We start from the raw sequence: 14464 nt of genomic DNA, 5'->3' as shown, positions 1-14464 counted from the left end.
CCACGTTGCGCCGCGCCGTCTGTCCGGGGTCGTTCGACCCCATCACCAACGGACATCTCGACATCATTGGCCGAGCCTCGAAGCTGTACGACGTCGTGCACGTCGCGGTGATGATCAACCAGTCCAAGACCGGCCTGTTCACGGTCGAGGAGCGGATCGAGATGATCCGCGAGGTCACCGCGGACTTCGGCAACGTCGAGGTCGAGTCCTTCCACGGCCTGCTGGTCGACTTCTGCAAGCAGCGCGACATCCCGGCGATCGTGAAGGGCCTGCGGGCCGTCAGCGACTTCGACTACGAGCTGCAGATGGCCCAGATGAACAACGGGCTCTCGGGGGTCGAGACACTCTTCGTGCCGACCAATCCCACCTACAGTTTCCTGTCGTCCTCCCTGGTCAAGGAGGTGGCGACCTGGGGCGGCGACGTCTCGCACCTGCTGCCGCCGTCCGTCCACGAGGCCCTCGTGGAGCGTCTCGGCCAGAAGTGATGTGCTGACCGTCCGTCACCAGGTGTCGGACGGCAGGCGACTGGCCTTACAGTCGTCCCGTCCGTCTCCAACAGCAGCAGAGAGTGGCGAGCACACGGTGGACGTGCAGAAGAAGCTCGACGAGATCGTCGAAACGGTCGGGAACGCCCGCGCCATGCCCATGTCGGCGTCCTGTGTGATCAACCGCGCCGAGCTGCTCGCGATGCTCGAAGAGGTGCGCGAGGCGCTGCCCGGCTCGCTGGCACACGCCGAGGAGCTCATCGGCGGCCGCGAGCAGCTCGTGGAGCAGGCCAGGCAGGAGGCCGAGCGGATCATCGAGTCCGCCCACGCCCAGCGGGGCTCGCTGGTCTCCGACACCGAGATCGCCCGGCGGTCCCAGGCGGAGGCCGACCGGATCCTGTCCGAGGCCCGCAGGGAGGCCGACGAGGTCCGCGGCGAGGCCGACGAGTACGTCGACAGCAAGCTCGCCAACTTCGAGGTCGTCCTCACCAAGACCATCGGGTCCGTCGACCGCGGCCGGGAGAAGCTCCTGGGCCGCAGCGAAGGGCTGGACGAGCAGGGCTACGAGGACCCGGACTACACCGAGGCGCCCGAACGCAGCGCGGACCCCGAGACGCTCAGGCGGCGCGCCGACGACTACGTCGACACCAAGCTCGGTGCCTTCGAGGCCGTGCTCGCCAAGACCCTGGAAGCCGTCGGCCGCGGCCGGCAGAAACTGCACGGCCGGGTCGCCACCGACGACCTCGGGGCGCACATGGCGGCCCAGGACGCCGCGGGCGGCCACCAGCGCACCAGCGACGAGGACCACTGGGCGGGACTGGCCGAGATCTCCACCCCCGAGCCGCAGCACGCACCCGGGCAGCCCCTGTACGCGGAGCCCGCGCAGCCGGGCTACGCGCCGGTGGCGGACTACCAGGACGGCGCGGTGCGGGACTACCGGGACGGCGGGGTGGCGGACTACCAGGACCCCTCCCAGGCCGGGTTCCCCGTGCAGGCGCAGCCCGAGCCGCAGTACGCACAGACGTACGCCTACCAGGACCAGCAGGTCCAGCAGGACGGCTACAGCTACCAGCAGCCGGACCCGTACGCCGCCTACCAGCAGCAGGGCTACGACCAGGGCGGGCTCCAGGAGCAGCCCCAGCAGGACTACGGATGGCCCCAGCAGGCCCAAGCCCCTCTGCCGCAGGGTGAGAGCGCGCTCGACGAGACCAGCCTCTTCGACACCAGCATGATCGACCTGGAGCAGCTGCGCCGGTACGAACAGGGGCGCTGACCGGAGCGGGGCGGCGGCCGTCCGGACCGGATTGGGAGCTGGGCGGTACGTCCAGTATCCTGGCTCTTCGGTCGCGCGTATTCCGCGATCCCGGCTGCCCTCTTCCTCCACGGATCTGGGCGGCCCCTCCGGAAGCTGCACATTGCACATGATTTCGAAAGCGGGAAAAGCCCTGAACGGTCACCTCGACCACCGCAACCCCCTCGTGTTCGATACGCGCGAGCTGGGTCGGCGTCCCGGTGCCCTGAAGCGGCTGACCCGCTCGGTGGAAGCGCCGAAGGATCTCGGTATCGACGGGGTCATCGGTGTGCCGGAGAAGGCACCCGTGGTGCTGGACCTCCGCCTCGAATCGGTCATGGAAGGGGTGCTCGTCACAGGCACCGCCCGTGCAACGGCCGAGGGGGAGTGCGTAAGGTGTCTGGAGCCGGTGCGCCTTGAGGTCGCAGCGGACTTCCAGGAGATGTTCTCGTACCCTGACGCCGATGACCGGAACCGCAGCAGGACCGCGGACCCGGTCGACGACGCCGAGGACGACGAGGACAGGTTCTTCCTCGAGGACGGCTTGTTCGACCTCGAGTCTGTGCTGCGTGACGCGGTAGTGCTCGCACTGCCGATGCAGCCGGTGTGCAAGGAGACCTGTGCCGGTCTGTGTTCCGAATGCGGAATCAGGCTGGACGAGAATCCCGGCCACCACCACGATGCCGTCGACGCACGTTGGGCGGCACTGCAAGGACTCGCCGAGACCGTTCAGGACGGCGAGAAGGACAACATGGGCGGCGCCGAACCTGGCGTCGACGAGAAGCAGGAGAAGTAGCCGTGGCTGTTCCGAAGCGGAAGATGTCGCGCAGCAACACGCGCCACCGCCGGTCGCAGTGGAAGGCTGCGGTCCCCACCCTGGTTTCGTGCGAGCGTTGCCAGGAGCCGAAGCTCCAGCACATTGCGTGCCCGAGCTGCGGCACCTACAACAAGCGCCAGGTCCTCGAGGTCTGAGCGGCTGGTGAGAGGCCCGATGTCTGAGTTGTCCAGCGCCAAGAAGCAGGCAGACAACGTCAACACAGCCTCGTCCCACACGCTTCTGGAAGGGCGGCTCGGGTACCACCTCGAGTCCGCCCTTCTGGTGCGTGCGCTGACCCACCGTTCGTACGCGTACGAGAACGGCGGTCTGCCCACCAACGAGCGGCTCGAATTCCTCGGGGATTCGGTGCTCGGCCTGGTGGTCACGGACACGCTGTACCGCACCCACCCCGACCTGCCCGAAGGCCAGCTGGCCAAGTTGCGGGCCGCGGTGGTCAACTCGCGTGCACTTGCGGAAGTGGGCCGCGGCCTCGAACTCGGCTCCTTCATCCGGCTCGGCCGCGGTGAAGAGGGCACGGGTGGCCGGGACAAGGCTTCCATCCTCGCCGACACCCTTGAAGCGGTGATCGGCGCCGTCTATCTCGACCAGGGCCTCGGCGTGGCCTCGGAGCTGGTTCACCGGCTCTTCGACCCGCTGATCGACAGGTCCTCCAACCTCGGAGCCGGCCTGGACTGGAAGACCAGTCTCCAGGAGCTCACCGCGAGCGAGAGCCTCGGAGTCCCCGAGTACCTCGTCACGGAGACCGGCCCCGATCACGAGAAGACCTTCACTGCTGCTGCTCGCGTCGGTGGTGTCTCGTACGGCACCGGCACCGGCCGTAGCAAGAAGGAAGCGGAGCAGCAGGCGGCAGAATCCGCCTGGCGTGAAATCAGCGCCGCCGCAGAAGCACGGGAGGCGGCAGAGAAGGCCGCTGCCGACGCAGGAGTCGCCGACACCCCTGCCGACCCGTCGCCGAACACGGACGCCACTCCGGCCTGAACCATCCGACAGCCCCTCGGTGCCTGGCGCACCGGGGGGTTTTCGCTGTCCTCCGCCGTCTTCGCCGTCCACCGCCATGTCGTCCGCTGTCATGTCTTCGAAGGAGAGCCGTGCCCGAACTGCCCGAGGTCGAAGTCGTACGGCGCGGTCTGGAGCGCTGGGTCACCGGGCGGACCGTCGACGAGGTCGAGGTCCTGCACCCGCGTGCGGTCCGCAGGCACCTCGCGGGCGGGCAGGACTTCGCCGCCCGGCTGACGGGTCGGCGCTTCGGCACGGCGATGCGCCGCGGCAAGTACCTCTGGGTGCCTCTGGAGGAGGTGTCCTCCTCGCTGCTCGGCCACCTCGGCATGAGCGGTCAGCTGCTGGTGCAGCCCGGGGAGGCCCCCGACGAGAAGCATCTGCGGATCAGGATCCGCTTCGACGACGATCTCGGCACCGAGCTGCGCTTCGTCGACCAGCGGACCTTCGGAGGGCTCTCGCTCCACGAGAACACCCCTGACGGGCTGCCCGACGTCATCGCGCACATCGCGCGCGATCCCCTCGACCCGGCCTTCGACGACGCCGCGTTCCACACGGCGCTGCGGCTGCGCCGTACGACGGTCAAGCGAGCCCTGCTCGACCAGTCCCTGATCAGCGGGGTCGGCAACATCTACGCGGACGAGGCGCTCTGGCGCAGCCGGCTGCACTACGAGCGGCCCACCGCGACCCTGACCCGGCCGAAGTCGGCGGAGCTGCTGGGCCATGTCCGGGCGGTGATGCACGAGGCGCTCGATCAGGGCGGCACCAGCTTCGACAGCCTCTACGTCAACGTGAACGGCGAGTCCGGCTACTTCGACCGGTCGCTCGACGCGTACGGACGCGAGGACGAGCCGTGCCGCCGCTGCGGGACGCCGATGCGCCGTCGCCCCTGGATGAACCGCTCCAGCTATTTCTGCCCACGCTGCCAGCGTCCGCCGCGTACGGGCTGAGGGGGCTCCGGCCGTTCCGCCGCGTACCGGCTGAGGGGGCGCTCAGGCGCCGCGCGCCCCGTCGTAGCGCCCGCGCGCGTCGAGCACCTCGGGCATCCGGCCCTGTACGAGGTGGATGAGTCCCAGCAACTGTCCGGTGACCTCACGGCCCAGAGCTGTCAGCTCGTAGTCGACCCGCGGCGGGTTGGTGGGCCGGGCCTCCCTGTGCACCAGGCCGTCGCGCTCCAGCGCGTGCAGTGTCTGGGAGAGCATCTTCTCGCTGACCCCGTCGATCCGACGGCGCAGCTCGTTGAAGCGGAGACTGCCCCCGTACAGCGCGCCGAGCGTCAGACTGCCCCAGCGGCCCGTGACGTGCTCCAGCGTCCCGCGCGAGGGGCAGTTCCGGGAGAACACGTTGAACGGCACTCCGCTGCCGTCGCGCGTGGAGTCCGCCTCTGTCCCGCCGATGTCCGTCCCGCCCATGCGAGCCAGCTTACGCGTGTGCAGCGCTCACTTCTGGTGAGCGCTGCACACACGTCATGCCGTCGCGAGGAGGCCGGAAGGCGGCCGGGAGCCGGTCAGAAGCCGAAGTCCTGCGTCCACCAGGGGCCGCCGGAACCGAGCTGCACACCCACGCCGAGCGTCGTGTAGTCGCAGTTGAGAATGTTCGCGCGGTGGCCGTCGCTGTTCATCCAGGCTTCCATCACGGCCTGCGCGTCGGCCTGGCCGCGGGCGATGTTCTCGCCGCCGAGGCCCGTCACGCCCGCCTTGTCGGCGCGGTCCCAGGGGGTCGCTCCGTCGGGGTCCGTGTGGCCGAAGAAGCCGCGGGCTGCCATGTCCTCGCTGAAGCTCTGGGCGAGCGCGTTCAGCGAGGCGCTCGCGGTGACCGGGCGGCAGCCGACCTTGGCGCGCTCCTGATTCACCAGGGCGAGAACCTCGGCCTGCGCGGAGGTGTCGGCCGTCGGGGCCGCGGTCGAGCGGCTCGGAGTGGCGGACGGCTTCTTCGGGGCGGCCGGGGCCTTGGTGGCCGGGCTGGAAGGCTTCTTCGACTCCGTGGCCGGCGCCTTCGTGCGCTCCGGCTTCTTCGTCGGCTTGTCGGCCTTCCTGGCCGCCGGCTTCGAGGCGGTGGCGGACGGCTTCTTCGTCGGAGTGGCCGAGTCGGACTTCGACGGTGCCGCGGGGCGCACGCTGCCCCGTCCGGCCTGCGCGGACGCGGACTCCGATGTGCGATCGGTCGGCGTGGCGGAGGAACCGCCCTGCGTCAGCAGGTCCGGGGCACCGCCCGCGCGGACCTGTTCGGCGGCGGGGCCGCCGCTCACGCTGTAGGTGTCACCGCCGGGCAGCAGACCCGACGCGACAGCGACCGCGCCGACGGCCACGGCCGCGGACACGCCGAGAAGTCCGGTGCGCAGAGGCGTTCCGGCCCGCTTCCTGCGGCGGTTGCCGTGCTGTCCGCTTGTCCCGCCTGCGGGGTGCTGGTCAGCGGCGGGGGCTGCGCCCGAGCGTCGATGGCGTCCCATGCGCTGTGCCTTCCTCGTGCTCCGGGCGTCTCTGCGACGTCACCGTGTTCACTGTCGATCTCACCCGTTCGGGTGAGGCTATTGCGAGGGGACTGTACGCCATGGCGTAAAGGGGCGACGTGCTCGTTGAGCAATTGGCCGGTTAGCGTTCGGGCATGAGCGAAGATGCACGACTCGTCGTCTGGGTACGCGGCCGAGTACAGCAAGTAGGGTTCCGCTGGTTCACCAGGGCAAATGCTTTGGAGATCGGAGGCCTCACCGGCTTTGCCCTCAATCTCGACGACGGCAGAGTGCAGGTTGTCGCGGAAGGGGCACGTGAGAATTGCCACCGTCTGCTTGACTGGCTCGGCTCCGACGACACACCCGGCCGCGTGGACGGCGTCACTGAGATCTGGGACACGCCGCGCGGTGGATATGACGGATTCGCAATCCGCTGACCGGGGCGACGAAAGGCCGCGCGGATCCGCTCCGTATCCGGGGTGCGGCGAGGGGTGACCGAGCCGGCCGTCGAGGGCCCCGCACCCGAAATGACCTGCGAAAGGACCCGTCGGCGGAGCATGGTTGCCAAGAACGTCATGTCATGCCAGGCTGCGGCATTGACGAAGATCTCCACGCCCCTCGGGACCCCGCAGGAGAGTCGCGCCGCATGATCGTCCGGCCGCGCACCCCCGGGACACCCGCCTCAACGGGGTGTGATCGTGTTGACCGTCAAACTTTTTGGTGAGACGCTGAAAACCCCGCGCACCTTAGCTGTTTGGCAGAGCTGTTTGGCAGCAGAACCACAGTGAAGACAGAGCACTGCCGAGCACCGCGGGTGCGATTCCCTCACGACCCACACCGCATCGGTCGGTCACTCAGTGTGGAGGACCATCCATCATGGCAAAGGCGCTTCTCGGTTACGTCGGCGGTTCCGATCCGCGACTCCTCGCCGAGATGCGACGGCTCCAGCAGCGCGTCCAGGACCTGGAATCCGAGCTCGTACGGATCCAGGACGAGAACGACGCGCTCAACGCCGCCGCCCAGCACCAAGAGTCGCTGCTCGACAGCATCGACATCGACGTACCCCAGGCGGAGCCCGCGCTGACCTGACCGATGGCCCCGTCGGGGCCGGTCGGGCTGCACGTGGCAGCCGTACGGGATCACCACTGGAATGTCTTCGTCACGGATCGTCGTCCGGGAACACCATGGATTGCTTGTGATCCGGTCCGCTCGCGATCCGTCACGCAGGACTGCACACGATTTACAAGGGACGCCTCGGCGTCCCTTCTTTCTTTGCCCCCCGGCCCGTCCCTGATCTACCGCTCTTCGCTTACCGTCTGATGTGCCCTGCACCTTCATCAGCGAAACCGAGAGTGAAAGGTAGAGTCCGGCGGCGTGCACCTCAAGGCCTTGACCCTGCGTGGTTTCAAATCATTCGCTTCCGCCACGACCCTGCGGTTCGAACCGGGGATCACCTGCGTCGTCGGCCCCAATGGGTCAGGCAAATCCAATGTGGTGGACGCGCTCTCCTGGGTCATGGGCGAGCAGGGCGCCAAAAGCCTGCGCGGCGGCAAGATGGAAGACGTGATCTTTGCCGGCACCACCGGCAGACCACCGCTCGGCCGCGCGGAAGTGTCCCTGACCATCGACAATTCCGATGGCGCGCTGCCCATTGAGTACGCCGAGGTGACGATCACCCGGATCATGTTCCGCAACGGCGGCAGCGAATACCAGATCAATGGCGACACCTGCCGGCTGCTCGACATCCAGGAACTCCTCTCGGACTCCGGTATCGGCCGCGAGATGCACGTCATCGTCGGGCAGGGGCGGCTGGACTCCGTACTGCACGCCGATCCGATGGGGCGCCGCGCCTTCATCGAGGAGGCGGCCGGCGTGCTCAAGCACCGCAAGCGCAAGGAGAAGGCGCTGCGGAAGCTGGAGGCGATGGGGGCCAACCTGGCCCGGGTCCAGGACCTGACCGACGAACTGCGGCGCCAGCTCAAACCGCTGGGCCGCCAGGCCGCCGTCGCCCGCCGTGCCGCCGTCATCCAGGCCGACCTGCGTGACGCGCGGCTGCGCCTCCTCGCCGACGACCTGGTCGGGCTGCACGACGCGCTGCGCGGTGAGATCGCCGACGAGGCGGCGCTCAAGCTGCGCAGGGAGAAGGCCGAGGCCGAGCTCAAGGCGGCGCTCGCCCGCGAGGCCGACCTCGAGGACGAGGTACGGCGGCTGGCGCCGAGGCTGCAGCGGGCCCAGCAGACCTGGTACGAACTCTCGCAGCTGGCCGAACGCGTACGGGGCACGATCTCGCTCGCCGACGCGCGCGTGAAGAGCGCGTCCGCCGCACCGGAGGAGGAGCGGCGCGGCCGGGACCCCGAGGACATGGAGCGCGAGGCCGCCCGGATCCGCGAGCAGGAGGCGGAGCTGGAGGCCGCGCTGGAGGCGGCACAGCACGCACTGGAGGACACCACCGCGCACCGGGCCGAGCTGGAACGCGAGTTGGCCGCCGAGGAGCGCAGGCTCCGGGACGCCGCCCGCGCCATCGCCGACCGGCGCGAAGGCCTCGCCCGGCTGAACGGCCAGGTCAACGCTGCCCGCAGCCGCGCCGGTTCGGCGCAGGCGGAGATCGACAGGCTCACCGCGACCCGGGACGAGGCACGCGAGCGGGCGGTCGCCGCACAGGAGGAGTACGAACAGCTCAAGAGCGAAGTCGACGGTCTGGACGCGGGCGACGCGGAACTGGCGGAAGCGCACGAGGCCGCCAAGCGGGAACTGGCCGGGGCCGAGTCCGCACTCGGCGCGGCCCGGGAGGCCGCCACCTCCGCGGAGCGCAAGCGTGCCGCGCTCGCCGCCCGTCACGAGGCGCTCTCGCTGGGACTGCGCCGCAAGGACGGCACGGGCGTGCTGCTCGGCGCGGGGGACCGGCTGGCGGGACTGCTCGGCCCGGCCGCGGAACTCCTCACGGTGGCTCCGGGGTACGAGGTCGCGGTGGCGGCGGCTCTGGGGGCGGCGGCCGATGCCGTCGCGGTGACGGACCCGGCGACGGCGGCGGACGCGATCCGCCTGCTGCGCAAGCAGGACGCGGGCCGCGCGGCGCTCCTGCTCGGAGGGGCGGGAGCCGCCGCGGGACACCTGCCCGGCCAGGCGTCCGGCGCGGCCGGCGGCGGCACGGAGCACGGTGCGGGGCTCGTACCCGGACAGGGCGGGCAGCCCGGTGCACCCGGGTACCCGGCCACCGGGCAGGCCGAGCGGACGGGGTGGACCGTTCCGGGGCCGGCCGATCCGGCGTCGGCCCTGGCGTCCGCGATCGTTCCGGACGCGGCCGTCGCGTCCGCCGACCGGGCGGAGGTCGCACCCGCACCGTCCGTCGCCCAGCTCGTGCAGGGGCCCGCCGAACTGATGGTGGCCGTACGGCGGCTGGTGCGCGACATGGTCGTCGTCGGGACGCTGGAGGACGCCGAGGACCTGGTCGCCGCCCACCCGGGGCTGACCGCGGTGACCGGCGAGGGCGATGTGCTGGGAGCGCACTTCGCGCACGGAGGTTCCGCCGGGGCGCCCAGCCTTCTGGAAGTACAGGCATCGGTCGACGAGGCCGCGGCAGAGCTGGCCGAGCTGGCCGTACGGTGCGAGGAGCTCGCCGCGGCGCAGCACCGCGCCGGCACCCTGCGCGGCGAGGGCGCCGCCCGTGTGGAGGAGCTCGGGGAACGGCGCCGTGCCGCGGAACGGGAGAAGTCAGGGGTGGCCCAGCAGCTCGGCCGCCTGGCCGGACAGGCCCGTGGCGCGGCCGGGGAGGCCGAGCGCACCACCGCGTCCGCGGCGCGGGCACAGGAGGCCCTGGAGCGTGCCACCGAGGAGGCGGAAGAGCTGAGCGAGCGGCTGCTCGTCGCCGAGGAGACCCCGGTGGAGGAGGAGCCCGACACTTCCGTACGGGACCGGCTCGCCGCCGACGGCGCGAACGCGCGCCAGACCGAGATGGAGGCGCGGCTCCAGGTCCGTACCCATGAGGAACGGGTCAAGGGACTCGCCGGGCGCGCCGAGGCCCTCGACCGCGGAGCGCGCGCCGAGCGCGAGGCCCGGACCCGCGCGGAGCGGCGCCGCGCCCGGATGCTCCACGAGGCGGCGGTGGCCTCCGCGGTGGCCTCCGGAGCCCGTCAGCTGCTCGCGCACGTCGAGGTGTCCGTCGTACGGGCCGAGGAGGAGCGGGTTTCGGCCGAGGCCGCGAAGGCGGGGCGCGAGCGTGAACTGGCCGCCGAACGCAACCGGGGCCGTGACCTCAAGGGCGAGCTCGACCGGCTGACCGACTCGGTGCACCGCGGCGAGGTGCTCGGGGCGGAGAAGCGGCTGCGGATAGAACAGCTGGAGACGAAGGCGCTGGAGGAGTTCGGCGTGGAGCCGGCCGGCCTGGCCGCCGAGTACGGCCCCGACCAGCTCGTGCCACCGTCCCCCGCGGCGGAGGGCGAGGAGCTTCCGGAGGATCCGGAGCACCCCCGCAACCAGCCGAAGCCGTTCGTCAGGGCGGAGCAGGAGAAGAGGCTGAAGGCGGCCGAACGGGCGTATCAGCAACTCGGGAAGGTGAATCCGCTCGCCCTTGAGGAGTTCTCCGCACTGGAGGAACGGCACAAGTTCCTCTCCGAGCAGCTCGAGGACCTGAAGAAGACCCGCGCCGATCTGATGCAGGTGATCAAGGAGGTCGACGAGCGGGTCGAGCAGGTGTTCACCGAGGCGTTCCGGGACACCGCACGTGAGTTCGAGGGTGTCTTCTCCCGGCTCTTCCCCGGCGGCGAGGGCCGGCTCATCCTCACCGACCCGGACAACATGCTGACGACCGGACTCGATGTCGAGGCCAGGCCGCCGGGCAAGAAGGTCAAGCGGCTGTCGCTGTTGTCGGGCGGCGAGAGATCCCTTACGGCCGTTGCCCTGCTGGTCTCCATCTTCAAGGCCAGGCCGAGCCCGTTCTATGTGATGGACGAGGTCGAGGCGGCGCTCGACGACACCAATCTGCAGCGTCTGATCCGGATCATGGAGGAGCTCCAGGAGAGCTCACAGCTCATCGTGATCACGCATCAGAAGCGGACGATGGAGGTCGCCGACGCGCTGTACGGCGTCTCGATGCAGGGCGACGGAGTCTCCAAGGTGATCAGCCAGCGGCTCCGCTGAGGGCCTGCGGGGCAGGGCGGACCGTGGGCACACACGCGCACGCCGTCTTTACCTAATCTTCAACACTTCAACGCACCTTTTGGGTGCTAGTGGGTAGATGTCAGAACCCACCGGCCCTGACTCCCGTCTTGACTTCGAAACTTGAACACATAACCTCGGCAATGTTGTTTTTACCTTCAAGTGGTGTCTGGCGGGAAGTTGTGCGCCACTGGGAGGGCTCACCCCCCACGCCTGACGTTGCGGCCAGGCATCAGGAGTTCATGTGACCAGCACAGAGCACGGACCGGAGTCCGGAGCCCGGGAGGCCCACCCGGAGCATCTCGGCCATGTCATCTTCATTACCGCAGCCGCGGCGATGGGCGGCTTCCTCTTCGGCTACGACAGCTCCGTGATCAACGGTGCGGTGGAAGCCATCCGTGACCGCTACGACATCGGCTCGGGGACGCTGGCGCAGGTCATCGCCATCGCGCTGATCGGCTGTGCGATCGGCGCCGCGACCGCGGGACGTATCGCGGACCGGATCGGCCGCATCCGCTGCATGCAGATCGCCGCCGTGCTGTTCACCATCAGCGCCATCGGCTCCGCGCTCCCCTTCGCGCTGTGGGACCTCGCCATGTGGCGGATCATCGGCGGCTTCGCGATCGGTATGGCCTCGGTCATCGGCCCGGCCTACATCGCCGAGGTCTCGCCGCCCGCCTACCGCGGCCGGCTCGGCTCCTTCCAGCAGGCCGCCATCGTCATCGGCATCGCCATCTCGCAGCTGGTCAACTACGGCATCCTGCAGATCGCCGACGGCGACCAGCGCGGTGAGATCGGCGGCTTCGAGGCCTGGCAGTGGATGCTCGGCGTCATGGTCGTGCCCGCAATCCTCTACGGGCTGCTGTCCTTCGCGATCCCCGAGTCGCCGCGCTTCCTGATCTCCATCGGCAAGAAGGACCGGGCCCGCAAGATCCTCGAAGAGGTCGAGGGGAAGAACGTCGATCTCGACGCCCGCGTGCTCGAGATCGAGACGGCCATGCACCGCGAGCACAAGTCCAAGTTCAGCGACCTGCTCGGGAGCCGCTTCGGCTTCCTGCCGATCGTCTGGGTCGGTATCGGACTGTCCGTCTTCCAGCAGCTCGTCGGCATCAACGTGGCGTTCTACTACTCGTCGACGCTGTGGCAGTCGGTCGGCATCGACCCGACCAGCTCGTTCTTCTACTCGTTCACCACGTCGATCATCAACATCATCGGCACCGTGATCGCGATGGTCCTCGTGGACCGGGTCGGCCGCAGGCCGCTCGCGCTCGTCGGCTCGGCCGGTATGGCCATCGCGCTGGGTGTCGAGGCCTGGGCCTTCTCCGCCGACCTGGTCGACGGCAAGCTTCCTGACACCCAGGGCACCGTCGCACTCATCGCGGCCCATGTCTTCGTGCTCTTCTTCGCACTGTCGTGGGGTGTCGTGGTCTGGGTCTTCCTCGGTGAGATGTTCCCGAACCGCATCCGCGCCGCCGCGCTCGGAGTCGCCGCGTCCGCGCAGTGGATCGCCAACTGGGCGATCACCGCGAGCTTCCCGAGCCTGGCCGACTGGAACCTGTCGGGCACCTACATCATCTACACCTGCTTCGCCGTGCTCTCGATCCCCTTCGTGCTCAAGTTCGTGAAGGAGACCAAGGGCAAGGCGCTGGAGGAGATGGGCTAATCCCCGCTGCCCCTCTCCTCGGAACAGAACGCTGCCCCGGTCCGGCCACTCGCCCGACCGGGGCAGCGTGCTGTCGCGGGCCGGGATCGTGCGACGGACCGGCCGTCAGAAGCCGGCGAGGCCGCCGTCGTCCCGGCGGACGGCCGGACGCGGCAGCAGCGCGTACACCCCCGCCGCGGCCAGGATCGTCGCCGCCCAGCCCAGGCCGTTGCGGCCGATCCAGGTGGTGGCGAGAGGGCCCGCGAACCACTCGACCCTCGTGAACAGGAGCCCCACGGCGAGGGCCGCCGCCCACGCGGTCATGGCCTGCCAGCAGAAGCCGGCCGAGTACCAGTAGGCGCTGCGGGACGTCGTGTCCATCAGGGCCGCCGCGTCGTACGTACGCCCCCGGAGCAGATCCGCGCCGAACACGCCGATCCAGGCGGAGAACGTCACGGCGAGCAGGGCCAGGAAGGAGATGAACGTGTCGATGAAACTCGTCGCCACCATCATCATCAGCCCGCCGAGCAGCAGGCTGATGACGGCGTTCACGCCCACGGCCCAGGCGCGGGGTATCGCGAACCCGAGTGTCTGGGCGGTGAAGCCGGCGGAGTACATCGACATGGCGTTGATCATCACCATGCCGAAGACGGCGATCAGGAGATAGGGCGCCGAGATCCAGCCCGGCAGGAGCGGTCCGATGAAGGCCACCGGATCCTCCGCGACGGCCAGCCCCGGCGCGCCCACCGCCATGACCGCGCCCATCATCACCATCGGCAGGACGATGATCAGTGCCCCTCCCGCGGTCGCGCCGACCATCATCCGGGCGGAGGCCGAACGTGGCAGGTAGCGGGCGAAGTCCGGGGCGGACGGGACCCAGCTGATGCCTCCGGCGACCAGGGTCCCGATCCCCGCGATCATCATCGCCGCCGGGCCCGCGGGCCGGTCCAGGACGGCCCGCCACGGTGTCGAGCCGATCACATGGACCAGTACGAGGAGACTGGCGCCGCCGAAGAGGTACGACGACACGGCGCAGCACCCTCGCAGGGCCCGGATGCCGAGCCCCGAGACGAGGAAGCTGCACGCCACGAAGGCCGTGAGGGTCACCACGACCAGGCTGTTGGTGCTCCGGACGTCGAACAGCAGGTCGAGCACCGCCAGCATGGCGTAGGAGCCGGTGACCGCGTTGACCGTCTCCCAGCCCCAGCGGGCCACCCACAGCAGGGCGCCGGGGAACAGGTTGCCGCGCTGGCCGAAAACCGCCCGCGACAGCGCCATGCCGGGCGAGCCGCCCCGCTTCCCGGCGATCGACACCAGGCCGACGAGCCCGAAGGAGAGCAGCGGGGCCGTGACCGCGACGGCGAGTACCTGCCAGAAGTTCAACCCGTTGAAGACGGTGAGACCGGCGCCCACCGTCAGCAGCAGCACCGTCATGTTCGCCGTCACCCAGGTGGGGAAGAGGGCGCCGACCCGGCCGGTGCGTTCGGCGTCGGGGACGGGATCGAGACCGCGGTTCTCCACGGACAGGAGCGTACCTTTACCACCAAAAGGTGCATAACGACCCGGGGTCCGTCCGGGCGGTCCTCCGGAACCGCGCCCGGACCACAGC

At 69.7% G+C, this 14464-nt stretch carries 13 protein-coding genes; 10 read left to right on the top strand and 3 right to left on the bottom strand.

Going from position 1 to position 14464, the window contains the following annotated elements:
- Window positions 1–5 precede the first annotated feature (5 nt).
- From coaD to mutM, 6 genes are all read left to right on the top strand, one after another.
- Window positions 6–485: a pantetheine-phosphate adenylyltransferase gene (coaD, locus tag ACFW9O_RS28955; protein WP_351172207.1), complete on the top strand. Its 480-nt coding sequence runs from the start codon at window positions 6–8 to the stop codon at window positions 483–485.
- Between the two features lie 97 nt (window positions 486–582).
- Window positions 583–1758, top strand: a complete 1176-nt coding sequence (locus ACFW9O_RS28950; protein ID WP_384613412.1) for a cell division initiation protein — start codon at window positions 583–585, stop codon at window positions 1756–1758.
- A gap of 148 nt (window positions 1759–1906) precedes the next feature.
- A complete protein-coding gene (locus ACFW9O_RS28945) occupies window positions 1907–2572 on the top strand; it encodes a DUF177 domain-containing protein (RefSeq protein ID WP_329206982.1) in 666 nt (221 codons plus the stop codon).
- Between the two features lie 2 nt (window positions 2573–2574).
- Window positions 2575–2748, top strand: coding sequence for a 50S ribosomal protein L32 (rpmF, locus tag ACFW9O_RS28940; protein ID WP_003965982.1), 174 nt, complete (start codon window positions 2575–2577; stop codon window positions 2746–2748).
- A gap of 19 nt (window positions 2749–2767) precedes the next feature.
- A complete protein-coding gene (gene rnc, locus ACFW9O_RS28935; RefSeq protein ID WP_329206980.1) occupies window positions 2768–3592 on the top strand; it encodes a ribonuclease III in 825 nt (274 codons plus the stop codon).
- A 110-nt stretch (window positions 3593–3702) separates the two neighbouring features.
- A complete protein-coding gene (gene mutM, locus ACFW9O_RS28930; RefSeq protein WP_384613411.1) occupies window positions 3703–4560 on the top strand; it encodes a bifunctional DNA-formamidopyrimidine glycosylase/DNA-(apurinic or apyrimidinic site) lyase in 858 nt (285 codons plus the stop codon).
- A gap of 42 nt (window positions 4561–4602) precedes the next feature.
- Here the strand turns inward: mutM and ACFW9O_RS28925 are convergent, their stop codons facing one another.
- Together ACFW9O_RS28925 and ACFW9O_RS28920 are read right to left on the bottom strand one after the other, a co-directional pair.
- Window positions 4603–5022 carry a winged helix-turn-helix transcriptional regulator gene (locus ACFW9O_RS28925; RefSeq protein WP_384613409.1) on the bottom strand — a complete coding sequence of 140 codons (420 nt, stop codon included), beginning with the start codon at window positions 5020–5022 and terminating at the stop codon, window positions 4603–4605.
- 95 nt (window positions 5023–5117) lie between these two features.
- A complete protein-coding gene (locus ACFW9O_RS28920) occupies window positions 5118–6059 on the bottom strand; it encodes a CAP domain-containing protein (RefSeq protein ID WP_384613408.1) in 942 nt (313 codons plus the stop codon).
- 155 nt (window positions 6060–6214) lie between these two features.
- On the opposite strand from ACFW9O_RS28920, the gene ACFW9O_RS28915 reads away from it, so the two are divergent.
- The 4 genes from ACFW9O_RS28915 to ACFW9O_RS28900 all read left to right on the top strand — a co-directional run bounded on the left by ACFW9O_RS28915 (window position 6215) and on the right by ACFW9O_RS28900 (window position 12876).
- Window positions 6215–6496 (top strand): acylphosphatase, encoded by a 282-nt coding sequence (locus ACFW9O_RS28915; RefSeq protein WP_351172122.1) that lies wholly within the window; start codon window positions 6215–6217, stop codon window positions 6494–6496.
- Between the two features lie 439 nt (window positions 6497–6935).
- Window positions 6936–7148, top strand: coding sequence for a hypothetical protein (locus ACFW9O_RS28910; protein WP_018551753.1), 213 nt, complete (start codon window positions 6936–6938; stop codon window positions 7146–7148).
- Between the two features lie 285 nt (window positions 7149–7433).
- A complete protein-coding gene (locus tag ACFW9O_RS28905; RefSeq protein ID WP_384613405.1) occupies window positions 7434–11195 on the top strand; it encodes an AAA family ATPase in 3762 nt (1253 codons plus the stop codon).
- 262 nt (window positions 11196–11457) lie between these two features.
- Window positions 11458–12876: a sugar porter family MFS transporter gene (locus ACFW9O_RS28900; protein ID WP_384613403.1), complete on the top strand. Its 1419-nt coding sequence runs from the start codon at window positions 11458–11460 to the stop codon at window positions 12874–12876.
- A 105-nt stretch (window positions 12877–12981) separates the two neighbouring features.
- On the opposite strand, the gene ACFW9O_RS28895 is transcribed toward ACFW9O_RS28900, so the two are convergent.
- The gene (locus tag ACFW9O_RS28895) at window positions 12982–14376 is read right to left on the bottom strand and encodes a purine-cytosine permease family protein (protein ID WP_384613401.1); all 1395 of its coding nucleotides are present in this window, start codon (window positions 14374–14376) and stop codon (window positions 12982–12984) included.
- Between the last annotated feature and the right edge of the window lie 88 nt (window positions 14377–14464).

Source organism: Streptomyces sp. NPDC059499, from assembly GCF_042749285.1.
In the GTDB taxonomy this organism is placed as follows: domain Bacteria; phylum Actinomycetota; class Actinomycetes; order Streptomycetales; family Streptomycetaceae; genus Streptomyces.
This window is presented reverse-complemented; position numbering and strand designations above follow the sequence as displayed.

Coding starts and splice junctions, on each gene's coding strand:
- ACFW9O_RS28945 (WP_329206982.1), top strand. CDS start 1,907: ATGATTTCGAAAGCGGGAAAAGCCCTGAACGGTCACCTCGACCACCGC.
- rnc (WP_329206980.1), top strand. CDS start 2,768: ATGTCTGAGTTGTCCAGCGCCAAGAAGCAGGCAGACAACGTCAACACA.
- ACFW9O_RS28925 (WP_384613409.1), bottom strand. CDS start 5,022: ATGGGCGGGACGGACATCGGCGGGACAGAGGCGGACTCCACGCGCGAC.
- ACFW9O_RS28920 (WP_384613408.1), bottom strand. CDS start 6,059: ATGGGACGCCATCGACGCTCGGGCGCAGCCCCCGCCGCTGACCAGCAC.
- ACFW9O_RS28915 (WP_351172122.1), top strand. CDS start 6,215: ATGAGCGAAGATGCACGACTCGTCGTCTGGGTACGCGGCCGAGTACAG.
- ACFW9O_RS28910 (WP_018551753.1), top strand. CDS start 6,936: ATGGCAAAGGCGCTTCTCGGTTACGTCGGCGGTTCCGATCCGCGACTC.